The organism is Paraplanobispora takensis (assembly GCF_016863195.1).
GTDB classification, from domain to species: Bacteria; Actinomycetota; Actinomycetes; order Streptosporangiales; family Streptosporangiaceae; genus Planobispora; species Planobispora takensis.
The window spans coordinates 1-13,783 of sequence record NZ_BOOK01000009.1; the positions used below are offsets into that span (position 1 = coordinate 1).

Here is a 13,783-nt window from a genome sequence, read left to right on the forward strand (position 1 = left end):
AGGTGGTCGCGCGGGCCAGGAGCTGGGGTCCGGCCACCGCCCAGCGGGTGCCCTACAGCCAGACCAAGACCCGGGACGGCTATCGCACCGACGGCTCGGGATATGCCTCCATGGCCCTGGGCCTGACCAAACCCGGCCCCATCACGGTGGATCTGGCCAAACCCGCCTACACCAAACCGATCCCCATGACCCAACTGCTCCAAGGCGACCTGGTCATCGACCCGATCGGCACCAACACCGCCCGCATGGTGGTCATCTTCGACCGCTGGACCGACGCCGGACACACCGCCTACTGGGCCTACCAGCAACGCGCCGGCTACGGCACCGACCACCGCATCGTCACCCACGGCCTGAAGCCCGGCACCCAGTTCCGCGCCTACCGCCCCGTCAACATCCGCTGACCCCCACCACAGACCGGCGCAGGCCGTACGGCACGCCCCGGTCACCCACCCACGTGACCGGGGCACACCGGACCCTACGACCGGTCGACGTAGTCGCGCAGGTGGATCGCCGTCAGGGACGTGCCGGCGTCGACGAGGTCGGCGGGGGTGCCGGAGAAGACGACCTGGCCGCCGTCGTGACCGGCGCCCGGGCCGAGGTCGATGATCCAGTCCGCGTGGGCCATCACCGCCTGGTGGTGCTCGATGACGATGACCGTGTTGCCGGTGTCGACCAGCCGGTCCAGCAGGCCCAGCAGGTGGTCGACGTCGGCCAGGTGCAGGCCGGTCGTCGGCTCGTCCAGGACGTACGTGGTGCCGTTCCTGGCCATGTTGACCGCCAGCTTCAGGCGTTGCCGCTCGCCCCCGGACAGGGTGGTGAGCGGCTGGCCCAGCCCCAGATAGCCCAGGCCCACCGACGACAGGCGGTCCAGGACGGCCTGCGCGGGGCCGGTGGGGAAGAACTCGGCCGCCTCGGCGACCGGCATCTCCAGCACCTCGCTGATGTTCTTGCCGCGCAGCGTGTACGACAGCACCTCGGGGGTGAACCGCCTGCCCTCGCACTCCTCGCACACCGTCGCCACCCCGGCCATCATCGCCAGGTCGGTGTAGATGAGCCCGATGCCCTTGCAGGCCGGGCAGGCGCCCTCGGAGTTCGCGCTGAACAGCGCCGGCTTGACCTTGTTGGCCTTGGCGAAGGCCGTACGGATCGGGTCGAGCAGACCGGTGTAGGTGGCCGGGTTGCTCCGGCGCGAGCCGCGGATCGGCGACTGGTCGGCCACCACCACGCCCTCCCGGCCGGCGACGTAGCCGTGGATGAGCGAGCTCTTGCCGGATCCGGCGACCCCGGTGACCACGGTCAGCACGCCGAGCGGGATGTCGACGTCGACACCGCGCAGGTTGTGCAGCGTGGCCCCCCTGATCGGCAGGTGCCCGGAGGGGGCGCGGAACCCCTCGCGCAGCCCGACCCGGTGGTCGAGATAGCGGCCGGTCAGGGTGCCGGAGGCGCGCAACCCCTCCAGGTCGCCGGTGTAGCAGAGCCGGCCGCCCGCGGCGCCGGCGCCGGGACCGAGGTCGACCACGTGGTCGGCGATCTCGATCATCTCCGGCTTGTGCTCCACGACGAGCACGGTGTTGCCCTTGTCGCGCAGCTGCAGCAGCAGGCCGTTCATCCGCTGGATGTCGTGCGGGTGCAGCCCGGCGGTCGGCTCGTCGAAGACGTAGGTGACGTCGGTCAGGCTGGAGTTGAGGTGCCGGACCATCTTCACCCGCTGGGCCTCGCCGCCCGAGAGCGTGCCGGACTCCCGGTCCAGGCTGAGGTAGCCCAGGCCGATCTCCACCAGCGAGTCCAGCGTCGACTGCAGGCCCTGGATGACCGGCCCGACGGCGGGGGTGTGGATCTTCCGCAGGAACTCGGCCAGGTCGTTGATCTGCATGGCCGAGCAGTCGGCGATGGTGAGGCCGTCGATCTTCGCCGAGCGCACCGCCTCGTTCAGGCGCGTACCGCCGCAGTCGGGGCAGCCGACGAGCTTGACCGCCCGGTCGGCGAACTCGCGCGCCTGCCCCTTCATCGACTCGCGGTCCTTGCCGAGGTACTGGCGCCGGACCTTGACGACCAGCCCCTCGTAGGTGAAGTTGTTCGAGCCGACCCTGACCTTGACGGCGGGTTTGTGCAGGAAGTCCTCCCACTGCTGCGCGGTGAAGTCCTTCAGCTTGACCGCCGGGTCGTAGAAGCCCGAGTTCGCCATGATCTGCCAGTACCAGGTGTCCACCCCGAACCCGGGCACCTTGATGGCGCCCTCGTTCAGGGACAGCTCACGGTCGACCAGCTCGCCGGTGTCGATGTCGGTGACCTTGCCGAGCCCCTCGCAGGCCGGGCACATGCCCTGCGGGGTGTTGAAGCTGAAGGCGAAGGCCGGGCCGACGTACGGGGTGGCGAGCCGGCTGAACACGATCCGCAGCATCGTGTAGGTGTCGGTGGCGGTGCCCACGGTCGAGCGGGCGTTGGCGCCCATCCGCTCCTGGTCGACGATGATCGCCGCGCTCAGGTTGTGCAGCGCGTCCACGTCCGGCCGGTTGAGGGACGGCATGAACCCCTGGATGAACGCCGTGTAGGTCTCGTTGATCAGTCGCCGCGACTCGGCGGCGATCGTGTCGAAGACGAGAGAGGACTTGCCGGAGCCGGAGACCCCGGTGAAGACGCTGAGCCGCCGCTTGGGGATGTCGAGGGAGATCCCGGTGAGGTTGTTCTCCCGCGCTCCGCGGACCTGGATGTGGTCGTGACTGTCGGCGGCGGTGTGATCGGTTCCGCGCGCGCCGCCGCGGGGGCGGGCGCCGTCGTCGTGATGGGCCGGTGCGGCGCCGCCTTCCGGCAGGCGGCCGTTCCCTTCCGGGGAAACTTGAGGTGTGGATGCTCCTGAACCGTGTCCGGGATTCATGCCTTCAAGTCTGCCATTGAACTGCTGATGAAGACTTTTACGCCGACAGTGCGGGATAATCACAGGAAATGGAGCACAACCTTCAACTCACCGGGGAAGCCCGCGCCCTGCCGGACGCGCCGGAGGGACGCGCGCCGGCCGGGCTGCGCCCCGTCGACCTGGCCCGCCTGGTGGGCCTGTCGACCCAGCAGATCCGCAACTACGCCGAGATGGGCGTCCTGCCCCCGGTTCCGCGGACCCCCTCCGGCTATCGCAGGTTCGACGCCCGCCACCGCCGGGCCCTGCTGGCCTGCCGGGCGCTCGAACGGGGGTACGGCCTGCACACCGCCCGATCGATCATGCAGTCCGTCCACGCCGGGGACCTGCCTCAGGCGCTCACGCTCATGGACGCCGGCCACGCCGCGCTGCACGAGCAGCGGATCTCCCTGCGGGCGGCGGGCGAGGCGCTGGAGGCGGTCGCGGAGCAGGCGCCGGAGGCCGCGGATGTGCCGCGGCAGGGCATGCGCATCGGAGAGGTGGCCGCCTATCTGGGCGTGCGCACCTCGGCCCTGCGGCTGTGGGAGTCGGCCGGGCTGCTGACCCCCGGGCGTGAGGCGATCACGGGATACCGCCGCTTCGACCCCGCCGACGTCCGGGACGCGCGGATGATCCAGCTGCTGCGCCGCAGCCGCTACCCCCTGGCCGTCATCAGGCTCATCCTCGAGGGCCTGCGCCGTACCGGCGGCAGCGACGCGCTGCGCGCGGCCATCGCGCAGCGGCAGGCGGAGCTGGTCGAGCGGGCGGCCGCCATGCTCGAAGGCGCGAGCCTGCTCCACCGGCACCTGGTGGCTCTGGGGGCCGTCCCCGGCGTTCCGGCCGCGGCGGGGGACGAGGTCACCCGGCCGGATGAATAGGATTCGGTGGTCCTGAGCGAAGGGGAGGGTGCCGTGGTCCGGGCGGTGGTGTTCGACGTGGGGGAGACCCTGATCGACGAGACGCGGATCTGGTCGCGCTGGGCGGACCGGCTCGGCGTCACCCGGTTCACCATGCTCGGCGTGCTCGGCGGCATGGCCGCGCTCGACCGGTCCTTCGCCGAGGCCTTCGAGCTCATCCGGCCCGGCTTCGACGTCGAGGCCGAGCAGGAGGCGTGGAAGCGCGACGACCCCGAGGGGCTCCGGGTGAACTTCGACGCCGACGACCTCTACCCCGACGTACGGCCCGGCCTGGCCGCGCTCCGCGACCTCGGCTACGAGTTGATCATCGCGGGCAACCAGCCACCGCAGGCCTACGACGCGCTGACCGCCATGGACCTGCCGGTGGACGCCGTCTACACCTCCGACGGCTGGGGCGTCGCCAAGCCCGACCCCGCGTTCTTCGCCGAGGTCGTGGCGGTGTCCGGCCGCGAGGCCGGGGAGATCCTCTACGTGGGCGACCGCCTCGACAACGACGTGCTCCCGGCCCGGCGCGCGGGCATGCGGACCGCCCTGATCCGCCGCGGCCCCTGGGGCTACCTCCACGCCGCCCGTCCCGAGGCGGGCCGGCTGGCCGACCACGTCGTGGACGGTTTCCCCGGCCTGGTCGCCGCACTCGGGCGCCGCTGACCGCCGCCCCCCGCCTCGCCGTACGGCAGGCGGGGAGGTGAGAGCGTCAGAGGCCGAGGGCGGCCCCGATGAGGGAGCGGGGGTCGGCGGCTCCGGCCAGGACGCCGGAGGGGAGCACGTCGATCAGGTGGGCGTGACCGAAGGCGGAGCCGTACGGCAGGGAGCCGACGGGGTGCCCGCGCCCGGCGAGGCCCTCGGCCCACGGGCCGCCCTCCTCCACCTCGACCACGGCCCGGTCGGGGTCGACCCAGGTGTCGAAGCCGGTGCCGCCGGAGGCCAGCCGCCAGCGGGCGGTGCCGACGGCCCGGCCCGGGTCCTGTCCGTGCAGGAGCAGGCGGGTGATGACCTGCATCAGGATCTGCGGCTGTGCGTCGCCGCCCATGGTGCCCACCACCGAGCGGAGCGAGTCGTCCGGGTGGGTGATCAGCCCCGGGACCAGGGTGTGCGGGGGACGCCTTCCGGGGCCGTACTCCGCGGGGTGGCCCGGTACGAGGGAGAAGCCGATTCCCCGGTTGTGCAGGTTGATGCCGGTACGCGGTTCGAAGACCAGGCTGCCGAACCCGGCGGCGTTGGACTGGATCAGGGAGACGCCCATGCCCTCGCCGTCCACCGCGCACAGGTAGGTGGTGTCGCCGGGGGAGGTCAGGTCGCGCACCGAGATCCGCCGCGCGGGGTCGATCAGGGCCCGGCGCCCGGCGGCCGAGTCCAGGACCCCGGCGACGGACGCGCCGTCGTAGAGCACCTCCGGCCGGTCGTGCCCGGCGACCCGCGCGGACTCGGCCAGCAGGTGGGCCCAGAGCGGGTCGGCCGGGTCGGCGGGCAGGTCGAGGCCCTCGGCGACGGCCAGGCCCAGCAGCATCAGGTAGCCCTGGGAGTTGGGCGGCATCGTCCACACGTCGTGCCCGAAGAGCCGCATCCGCAGCGGGTCCACCCACTCGGCGCTCTCCCCGGCCAGGTCGTCCTCGGTGTACTCGCCGCCGCCCGCGGCGACCAGCCCCTCCCCGAACTCGCCGAGGTAGAAGCCGTCGCGCCCGCCGGTCAGCGCCTTCAGGGACCGGGCCACCCCCGGCCGCCGGATCAGGTCGCCGGCCGAGCGCGCGGAGGCGAAGTCCTCGCACAGCGGGCCGACCGTCGCAAGGGCGGGCGCCAGCAACGGTGAGGCGGGGAAACCGTCGGTGGCCAGGCCGATCGCCGGGGCCAGCACCTCGGCGATCGGCAGTCTGCCGTAGCGGCCGTGCAGGGCGAGCCACCCGTCGGCGCAGCCCGGCACGGGGGCCGAGCGGAGGTCGTGGTGGAACGGCATGCGCGTGTGCCCCTCGGCCCGCAGCCGCTCCGGGTCGGCGCCCGACCCCGCCCGGCCGGAGGCGTTGAGCGCCGCGGGCGCGCCGGAGCCGTCGTGCACCAGCGCGAACAGGTCCCCGCCCAGCCCGCACATGTGCGGGGCCGTCACCGCCAGTACGGCGTTGGCCGCGATCGCCGCGTCGGCGGCCGACCCGCCGCGCTCCAGCATCGCGACCCCGGCACGGGAGGCCAGGTGGTCGACCGTGCAGACCATGCCGGAACGCGCGTATCGAGTGTTGTGCATGTTCAAGAGCGTACGACCGGGCGGAAAAGCGCCACGTCCCGGTACGGCGTTGCGGGCAGCGCCGGTGAGAGCGGCGGGGCGCGCGCCGTCAGAGGCGGTGGTCCCGGGTGAGAGCGGCGGGGCGCGCGCCGTCAGAGGCGGTGGTCCCGGGTGAGGGCGGCGGAGGTGCGTGCCGTCAGAGGCGGTAGTCCCAGGTCAGCACGCCGCTTCGCAGATCGCCGGCGAGCCCGCGGACGTAGTCGATCTCGGCCCGCAGGACGGTCCGCTGGTACTCGGACTCCACGAGGAAGACACGGTCCAGGAACGTCCCGGTCCGGGCGATCTCGGTCTCCAGTGCGGCCAGCCGTTCCCGGAGGGAGGCCAGGCGCTCCTCGACCGCGGCGGCCGCCTCCCCGGGGGGCAGCACCGGCAGGAAGGCCAGGGCGGCGGGGAACTCGGGGAACTCCCTGGCCGGGGTGGACAGCATCGTCCGCATCCACTGCATGAGCGTCTGTCGGCCGACGTCGGTGAGCTCGTAGACGGTCCGCTCCGGGCGGTTCTCCTCGCGCGAGGTCTCGCGGACCGTGATGAGCCCGTCGCGGAGCAGCCGGTCGATCGTCTGGTAGACGCTGTTGCGCTGCGCGACGTTGACCACGTCGTCCTTGTGCCGTTCCTTGATCAGCTGCTGCATCCGGTAGGCGTGCACGGGCTCCTCGGCGACCAGGGAGAGCAGGGCCATGGCCAGCGGAGAGCGCCTCGTCGACATGGGCTCATCGTAGGCTTGCCGCAATTTAGTCATAATATGTATAGTCATTAGATGACCAAGAAAGCTCTGATCGTCGGCGGGGGCATCGCCGGTCCGGTGACGGCCATGGCCCTGCAGCGCGCGGGCGTCGACAGTGAGATCTACGAGGCCCACGGCCACGGCTCCGACGGCGTCGGCGTCTTCCTCACGCTCGCGGACAACGGGCTCGCGGCCCTGGACCTGCTCGGCCTGCGCGATCCGGTGTGCGACCTGGGCGTGGACTCGCCGCGCATGGAGATGAGCAACGGCCGCGGCAGGCGGCTGGCCTCCATCCGGCAGCCCGGCCGCACGGTCAGGCGCGCCGACCTCTACCGGGTGCTCCGTGACGAGGCCCTGCGGCGCGGCGTGCGCGTCCACTACGGCAGGCGCCTCGACGACGCCTCGACGACCCCGGGCGGCGTGCGGGCGGTCTTCGCCGACGGGAGCACCGCCGAGGGCGACCTGCTGATCGGCGCCGACGGGCTGCGCTCGCGCACCCGCACGATCATCGATCCCGCCGCGCCCCGTGCCCGGTACGTCGGCCTGCTCAACACCGGCGGCTTCGCGCGCGGGGTCACGGTCCCGGGCGAGCCGGGCACGTACCACTTCGTCTTCGGCCGCAGGTGCTTCTTCGGCTATCTGATCCACCCGGACGACGGGGAGGTGTGGTGGTTCGCCAACCCGCCCAGCCGCAGGGAGCCGGCCCGGGAGGAGCTCGCGGCGATCACTCCGGAGCGGTGGCGGGCCAGGCTGATGGAACTGTTCGCCGGCGACACCGGGCCGATGTCCGACATCATCGCCGCCACCGAGCACATCCCGCCCGGCTGGGGCACCTATGACTTCCCGACCGTGCCGACCTGGTCCAACGAGCGCATGGTGATCCTGGGCGACGCCGCGCACGCCACCTCGCCCTCGTCGGGGCAGGGCGCGTCCATGGCGATCGAGGACGCGGTGGTGCTGGCCAGGTGCCTGCGCGACGTCCCCGGCACCGGCGAGGCGTTCACCGCCTACGAGCGGCTGCGGCGGGACCGGGTGGAGCGGATCGTGGCCCACGGCAAGCGCAGCGGGGACGGCAAGGCCCCCGGCCCCGCCGGCGCCTTCGTGCGCGACCTCATGATGCCGGCGTTCATGAGGTGGGTGGAGAGGAAGAACACGCTGGGCTGGATGCACGACTACCGCATCGCCTGGGACGAGCGGGTGGGCGCGGTCTCCCGCCCGGCCTGACCGCGGCGCCCGCCGGGCTCCGGCGGCCGGAGCGGTCACTCCTCGTCGGCGGGGAGGGTGAACAGGCGGATGTACATCGGACGCGCGTCGGACGGGGCTTCGTCGCCCTGATAGCCGTACTTGTGCAGCAGCGCCATGTAGGCCTCGAAGAACTCCTCGAACTCCGCCTTCGTCATCCGCCTCAAGCCGCGCGAGACCTTGACCCAGCTCGGGTCGCGCGCGTAGGAGGCGGGAAGGCGTTCCAGCAGCTCGCGGTCCTCCTGCAGGCTGATCCGGTGGAACTCGGCCAGCACGGGGCGATCTTCAGGGGCGAGCTGGTCGGGTGTGGGCAGGCGCAGGTCCCGGGGGCCGCCGGCCTTGCGCCACCAGCGTTCCCGCCCGGCGGAGCGCTCGGGGATCTCCTCGACGAAGCCGTACTTCTCCAGCTGGCGCAGGTGATAGCTGGTCGTGCCGGTCTTGGCGTCGAGCAGCTCGCCGATCGTCGTCGAGGTCGCCGGGCCGTGCACGTTGAGGTGGCGCAGGATCAGCCGGCGCATGGGATGGGCCAGCGCCTTGAGTCTGGCGGGGTCGTCCAGGAGGAACGGCTCGTCATCCTTCATGAGGATCAGCCTAGTCCTGCAGAAGGATATCTGCAGACAAACGTTTGCCGATAAGTCTCTGCAGAGTAGTTTCGGCACATGCGACGACCTCTCCGGATCCTTCAGGCCACGGCGCTCGCCCTGTGCCTGCTCACCACGGCCGCGCCCGCATCGGCGTCCGCCGCCTCGTCTCCGGCCCCGTCTCCGCCGTCCGCGGCGGAGGCCGGGCCCGTGCTCGCCGTACCGGCCGACCTGGCCGCCGAGGAGGTGAGCTTCCGTGGCGGCGGCGGGCTCGCGATGCGCGGCACGGTTCTCTCTCCGGCGAAGGCCCCGGTGGAGGGCGGGCCCGGACGGCCGGGCATCGTCCTGGTCCACGGCTCGGGCGCCGGCGTCTCCCGCACGAAACTGAGGGAGGAGGCCGTCGCGTTCGCCCGGCAGGGGCTGTCCGTGCTGATCTACGACAAGCGCTCCGAGGGCTACTCCCTCTTCCGGCGGTCCTATCCGCAACTGGCCGACGACGCGCTCGGGGCCGTGGCCGCGCTCCGCTCCCGGCCGGGGGTGGATCCGGCCGGGGTCGGCATCTGGGGGTTCAGCGAGGGCGGCTGGGTGGCGCCGATCGCGGCGTCCCGTTCGGCGGACATCGCCTTCGTCGTGCTCGTGGGCGCCAACGGCATGCCGCCGCTGCGGCAGCAGACCTGGGCCGTGGCCGCGGGGCTGCGCAAGGCGGGGGTGTCGGGTTCACTGGTCGAGCGGGCCGAGCCCGCCATGTACCGCCTGATCGCCGACGGCGGCCTGTTCCCCGAGCCCTACCACGACCCCGGGCCGACCCTGGCCGCGGTGCGCCAGCCGGTGCTGGGCGTCTGGGGCGTCCACGACCTCCTCACCCCGCCGGCAGAGAACCCGCCGCTCGTGGCCCGGGCACTGGAGAAGGGCGGGAACCGGCGCTACACGTTCCACTTCTTCCCCGGCGCCGACCACGCCGCCCACCTGAGCCCGGACGGCGGCGTCACCCGCCTGCCGGAGCTCGCCCCCGGCTACGCCGACCTGGTCGGTTCCTGGGTCCGCGACGTCACGGCGGGCCGGACGCCGGTGGCCGGGACGTCGGGGCCGGCTCCGGTGCAGGACTCGGCGACCGTGCCGATGGGGCCCGCCGCCCGCTGGGAGTCCGCGCCGGTGCAGCTGGCGGCCCTGGTGCTGTTCGCGGTGGCGTTCGCCGCCTATCCGCTGGTCGCGCTGGTCCGGCGCCTTCGCGGCCGTTCGCGGCGGCCGGTCACCCGGGCCGCGCGGCTGCTCGCCGCCACGGGCGCGGCGGCGGTGCTCGGATTGTTCTGCTATCTGTTCTACGTGCTGACGACCGGCGCCAAGCTGGCCGCTCCCGGTCCCGTGGCGGCCGGACGCCCGCTGATCTGGCTGGCGCTGCAGGTCCTGGCGGTGACCTGCGTGGCGGCCACGGTCCTCACCGCGTCGGCCTGGTACCGCTCCCGCGGCTCCGCGGATCCCGCACGGCCGGGAGAGCGGGGAGAACGGGTACGGCTCGGTCTCCTGCTCGCCGGCGGGGCGGTGTTCGTCCCGTGGGCCCTCTACTGGGGTCTGCTGCTGCCGTGACCCGACGGCGCGGGGCGCGGGCGGTGCGGGGCCGGGACCGGAGGCGGCGCGTGCGCCCGGCCGTACCGCGCGGGCGGTCAGCCGGTGGCGGCGTCGGTCGTGGCGGTCTCCGCCGCGCCGGGATCCGTGCCGCCGATCCCGAGCAGCATGCGGTGCCAGACCGGACGGCCGCCGCCGAAGGTGGCCAGGCACCGTCCCGGGCCCTCGTGGATCAGAGCGGTGCAGGCGCCCGCCGCGTCGGCCTCGACGGCGAAGACGGCGAAGTCCGCCCGGCTGCCCGGCTCCAGGCAGCCCAGCCTGCCGGGTCCTTCGTCCAGGCCCAGGGCTCTGGCCCCGCCGAGGGTCAGGGCCTCCACCAGGAGGCGGTCGACGGCGGGGTCGCGGGCGAAAGCGCGGGCGGTGGCCAGCGGATCGCCGCCGGTCCGGGTGCCGACCGCGATGGCGTTCTCGCCGCCGAGCAGCCCTTCGGCGGCGAACGGCGAGGAGATGGCCGCCACCGTGCCGCGGACGCGCAGGAGCTTGCGGTCGGCCTCGTCGAGCGGCCCGGAGGGCGCCACGTGCGTGCCGTCGCCCAGGGAGCCCACCTCGTCGAGGAACGCGGCGGTGCGGCGGCCGAGCTCGACCAGGAGCCGCAGGCCGAACGTCCGCGACAGGATGGCCAGGTCCTCCATGACCGCCGGATCGGGGGAGTGCGCGGCGATGCCGACGATCCCCGGGTGGTCCACCTCGCGGATGGCGGTGATGAGCCGGTCGCGCTCGTCGGCCTCCCAGCGGGCCTCGTCCGGGCAGCGGGTCTCCAGGTAGGTCACCCCGCCCAGGCCGAGCTCGCCGACGACGGAGGCGGCCTCCAGGTCGGCGGCCACGCCCGCGACCGCGGTGACGCCGTGGACGTGCGCGGAGGCGAGGTCCCGGTCGAGCCGGACGTGCGCGTCGACGAGCCCCGGCACGATCACGCCGGGCCAGCGCACCGGCTCGGCGTCGTGATAGGCGGCCTCGATCTCCTCGCGGGGCCCGACCCCGACCACCCGATCTCCCCGTACGACGATCGCACCGTCCTCGACGGGAGGCATGGAGACCGGCAGGACCAGCGGAGCGCTGTGCACCGTCACCGCGGAGGGCGCACGCGTGCCGAGGTTCCGGCCGGCGTGCATGGGCATGGGCGGCACTCCCGTCTGATCGTTCCCTGCTGAGATTAAAGGCACCCGTATCGACTTCTCAAACACCCGCGAAGGGTGATGGATGGCCCGATCATCTGTTTCGCCAGGGACTGTTGATCTGCCTGAGATAGCTCTATAGCGTCATTAATCGTGATCAAACCCCCCAGTTTGGCGAAGGCGCTGATCGCAGCAGTGATCCTGCTTCCTCTCGGCTTCGCCACCACCCCCGCGTCCGCCGATCCGACCCCCGACCCTTCGCCGCCTCCGGCTCCCGAGCATCCGTGGCGCCTGGACCACTGGCCGCAGCGGCAGCCGTGGCAACGGGACGCCCCCGAGGCCGCCCTGCGCGCCCGCCCGGGCGGGCCCGCCCCCATCGATCCGCAGAACTGGAAGAACCCCGACCACATGACGTGGGCAGACTACGTCAAGCCGCCGGGCACGAACTGGGCCGACCCGGCGGCCCAGGGGTCCAAGCGCACCTTCCGCGGCGCTCTGGTCCTGCTCGACTATCCCAACCAGCCGTTCGCGGTCACTCGGCCCAGGGGGTCGACGGTCTTCGGCAACCCCAGTGCCGAGGCCCACGACATCCCGCGCGAGCAGGTCGCCCAGTTCTACAAGGACTTCCTCAACACCCCGAACCAGCTCAACCGCGGGCACACCATCCACGAGTACTGGATGGAGGATTCCGGCGGGCGCTACGGCGTCGACCTGACCGCCTTCGGGCCGTACCGGATGCCCGGCAAGTCCCATGAGTACGCGATGGAGTTCCAGGCGGGCACCGGCTGCCCGGCCGGGGACGTCTGCGACAAGAACCTGCGGACCGACGGGCGCGCGGCGTGGATCGCCGAGGTGGGACCGGACGTCCCGGCCGGGTTCGACTTCGTCTTCTACCTGAGCGCCGGTCAGGACGAGTCGGCGACCTGGCAGGAGTTCGGGCCGATGAAGTTCCCGACGAAGGAGGCGGTGACCGACGACTTCGGCCCGCCGGACCCGGCCCTGCCCAACTGGGCCAGGACCCGCTACGTCGAGTGGACCTCCTGGGCCTCGGCCTCCTCCATCTGGCCCAACGCCGGCGGCGGCTCCTCCGTCCAGGCCGAGAGCTCGGGCCAGAGCGTCTACGCCCACGAGCTCAGCCACATCCTGGGCATCGGCGACAACTACAACAACCCGTTCGGGGTCCCGCCGCGGCGGGCCTACTCCGGCATCTGGGAGATGCTCAGCCGGGGCACCTTCAACGGTCCCGGCGGCCCGCACAGCCGCTGGCTGATCCCGCCCACCGCGGGCGCCTCGATGGGTGCCCAGCACATGCTCCGCAACAAGATCAAGCTGGAGATGGTCGACGAGAAGAACGTCCTGCGCCTGTCGCGCGAGGCGCTCGACGAGTCCGGCCTGGTCGTCGCCAGGGTGACCGCCCGCGTGGTCCAGCCGGGCGAGAACGGCCTGTCGGGGATCAACATCGCCTTCGACACCGGTGACAGGAGCCCGGCCTGCGACGTGGCCACCGATCCGTTCTGCGACGGCGGCGGCTACGAGAACTACACCGTCGAGGTCGTGGACCGGATGGGCGCCGACTCCTTCACCCCGGACTCCGGCGTGCTGCTGGCCAAGACCAAGAACCAGGACCGGGCGCCGTTCGAGTGGGTGATCGACGCCAACCCGCAGGACATCGGGATGACCGACTACGTCCTGCCGGACGGCACCGCCGTGCCGATCACGATCGGCGACTACCGCCAGCTCTCCGACGCGCTGTTCCACGCGGGCACCGACTCGGGCAGCGAGTTCGAGTACGTCGACGAGGCCAACCGCCTGCACTTCTACGTGCTCGACGTGCACCGCGACCGCAAGGGCACGCTGTCCTACACGGTCGCGGTCCGCTCCCTGGACGGCGCCGGACCGGCCAGGCGCGGCGTGCGGCTGCTCCCGGCGGCCGGCATCCCGTCCGGCAAGGGCTACTCGACCTGCGGCTTCCCGCTGTTCAACACCGGCAGGACGGCTCCCGCCCAGGGACAGCACCCCGAGGACGTCGGCGCCTACCTGAACAACGACGTCTACCGGCTGTCGGCGACCGTCGACGGGCGCGGCTGGACGGTCACCCTGCCCAACCGGCTCGCGACCGCCGCGGCGGGCAAGCACACCTCGGCCGCCGTCCACGCCCAGCGGGCCCAGGGCGGCAGCAGACTGGCCAAGGTCACGCTGACCGCGGTCTCCGAGAGCGACCCGTCGAAGACGGCCAGGGCGACCTGCCTCGTGACCGGCCTGTAGCCGGAGCGCGGACAGGCCGGCGGGGTACGGCGAGCGCGGCGCCGTACCCCGCGACGGGCCGTCACGTCACCGGCCGGCCGCACCCCGCCGTGTGCGGTCACGTCACCGGCCGGCCGCACCCCGCCGTGTGCGGTCACGTCACCGGCCGGCCGCA

The 13,783-nt window shown here is 72.8% G+C and carries 11 protein-coding genes; 6 read left to right on the forward strand and 5 right to left on the reverse strand.

From position 1 onward, the window contains the following. The coding region (locus tag Pta02_RS07525) for a hypothetical protein (RefSeq protein ID WP_203873968.1) at nucleotides 1–401 on the forward strand (401 nt) is incomplete at its 5' end. A 74-nt stretch (nucleotides 402–475) separates the two neighbouring features. Here the strand turns inward: Pta02_RS07525 and Pta02_RS07530 are convergent. After that, a complete protein-coding gene (locus tag Pta02_RS07530) occupies nucleotides 476–2,875 on the reverse strand; it encodes an ATP-binding cassette domain-containing protein (protein WP_203873969.1) in 2,400 nt (799 codons plus the stop codon). 68 nt (nucleotides 2,876–2,943) lie between these two features. Here Pta02_RS07530 and Pta02_RS07535 point away from each other — a divergent pair, with 68 nt between their 5' ends. After that, on the forward strand, nucleotides 2,944–3,768 hold the full coding sequence (locus Pta02_RS07535) for a MerR family transcriptional regulator (RefSeq protein WP_203873970.1): 825 nt from the start codon (nucleotides 2,944–2,946) through the stop codon (nucleotides 3,766–3,768). 33 nt (nucleotides 3,769–3,801) lie between these two features. After that, nucleotides 3,802–4,455 (forward strand): HAD family hydrolase, encoded by a 654-nt coding sequence (locus Pta02_RS07540; protein WP_239129821.1) that lies wholly within the window; start codon nucleotides 3,802–3,804, stop codon nucleotides 4,453–4,455. A 46-nt stretch (nucleotides 4,456–4,501) separates the two neighbouring features. Here Pta02_RS07540 and Pta02_RS07545 read toward each other — a convergent pair whose 3' ends face one another. Then, nucleotides 4,502–6,040, reverse strand: a complete 1,539-nt coding sequence (locus Pta02_RS07545) for a gamma-glutamyltransferase family protein (protein ID WP_203873971.1) — start codon at nucleotides 6,038–6,040, stop codon at nucleotides 4,502–4,504. A 175-nt stretch (nucleotides 6,041–6,215) separates the two neighbouring features. Beyond that, nucleotides 6,216–6,785, reverse strand: coding sequence for a PadR family transcriptional regulator (locus Pta02_RS07550; RefSeq protein WP_239129815.1), 570 nt, complete (start codon nucleotides 6,783–6,785; stop codon nucleotides 6,216–6,218). 51 nt (nucleotides 6,786–6,836) lie between these two features. Between Pta02_RS07550 and Pta02_RS07555 the strand changes: the two genes are divergently transcribed. Continuing rightward, nucleotides 6,837–8,027 carry an FAD-dependent oxidoreductase gene (locus Pta02_RS07555; protein WP_203873972.1) on the forward strand — a complete coding sequence of 397 codons (1,191 nt, stop codon included), beginning with the start codon at nucleotides 6,837–6,839 and terminating at the stop codon, nucleotides 8,025–8,027. A 35-nt stretch (nucleotides 8,028–8,062) separates the two neighbouring features. Here the strand turns inward: Pta02_RS07555 and Pta02_RS07560 are convergent, their stop codons facing one another. Continuing rightward, entirely contained in the window at nucleotides 8,063–8,626 is a 564-nt protein-coding gene (locus Pta02_RS07560) for an ArsR/SmtB family transcription factor (RefSeq protein WP_203873973.1), read from the reverse strand. 78 nt (nucleotides 8,627–8,704) lie between these two features. Here Pta02_RS07560 and Pta02_RS07565 point away from each other — a divergent pair, with 78 nt between their 5' ends. Continuing rightward, a complete protein-coding gene (locus Pta02_RS07565; protein ID WP_203873974.1) occupies nucleotides 8,705–10,210 on the forward strand; it encodes an alpha/beta hydrolase family protein in 1,506 nt (501 codons plus the stop codon). Nucleotides 10,211–10,287: 77 nt separating this feature from the next. On the opposite strand, the gene Pta02_RS07570 is transcribed toward Pta02_RS07565, so the two are convergent. Next, the gene (locus Pta02_RS07570; protein ID WP_203873975.1) at nucleotides 10,288–11,367 is read right to left on the reverse strand and encodes an amidohydrolase family protein; all 1,080 of its coding nucleotides are present in this window, start codon (nucleotides 11,365–11,367) and stop codon (nucleotides 10,288–10,290) included. Nucleotides 11,368–11,517: 150 nt separating this feature from the next. Between Pta02_RS07570 and Pta02_RS07575 the strand changes: the two genes are divergently transcribed. Continuing rightward, on the forward strand, nucleotides 11,518–13,629 hold the full coding sequence (locus tag Pta02_RS07575) for a M6 family metalloprotease domain-containing protein (protein ID WP_239129818.1): 2,112 nt from the start codon (nucleotides 11,518–11,520) through the stop codon (nucleotides 13,627–13,629). The last annotated feature ends 154 nt before the right edge of the window (nucleotides 13,630–13,783 follow it).

Coding starts and splice junctions, on each gene's coding strand:
- Pta02_RS07555 (WP_203873972.1), top strand. CDS start 6,837: ATGACCAAGAAAGCTCTGATCGTCGGCGGGGGCATCGCCGGTCCGGTG.
- Pta02_RS07535 (WP_203873970.1), top strand. CDS start 2,944: ATGGAGCACAACCTTCAACTCACCGGGGAAGCCCGCGCCCTGCCGGAC.
- Pta02_RS07530 (WP_203873969.1), bottom strand. CDS start 2,875: ATGAATCCCGGACACGGTTCAGGAGCATCCACACCTCAAGTTTCCCCG.
- Pta02_RS07560 (WP_203873973.1), bottom strand. CDS start 8,626: ATGAAGGATGACGAGCCGTTCCTCCTGGACGACCCCGCCAGACTCAAG.
- Pta02_RS07570 (WP_203873975.1), bottom strand. CDS start 11,367: ATGCCCATGCACGCCGGCCGGAACCTCGGCACGCGTGCGCCCTCCGCG.
- Pta02_RS07565 (WP_203873974.1), top strand. CDS start 8,705: ATGCGACGACCTCTCCGGATCCTTCAGGCCACGGCGCTCGCCCTGTGC.
- Pta02_RS07545 (WP_203873971.1), bottom strand. CDS start 6,040: ATGCACAACACTCGATACGCGCGTTCCGGCATGGTCTGCACGGTCGAC.
- Pta02_RS07550 (WP_239129815.1), bottom strand. CDS start 6,785: ATGTCGACGAGGCGCTCTCCGCTGGCCATGGCCCTGCTCTCCCTGGTC.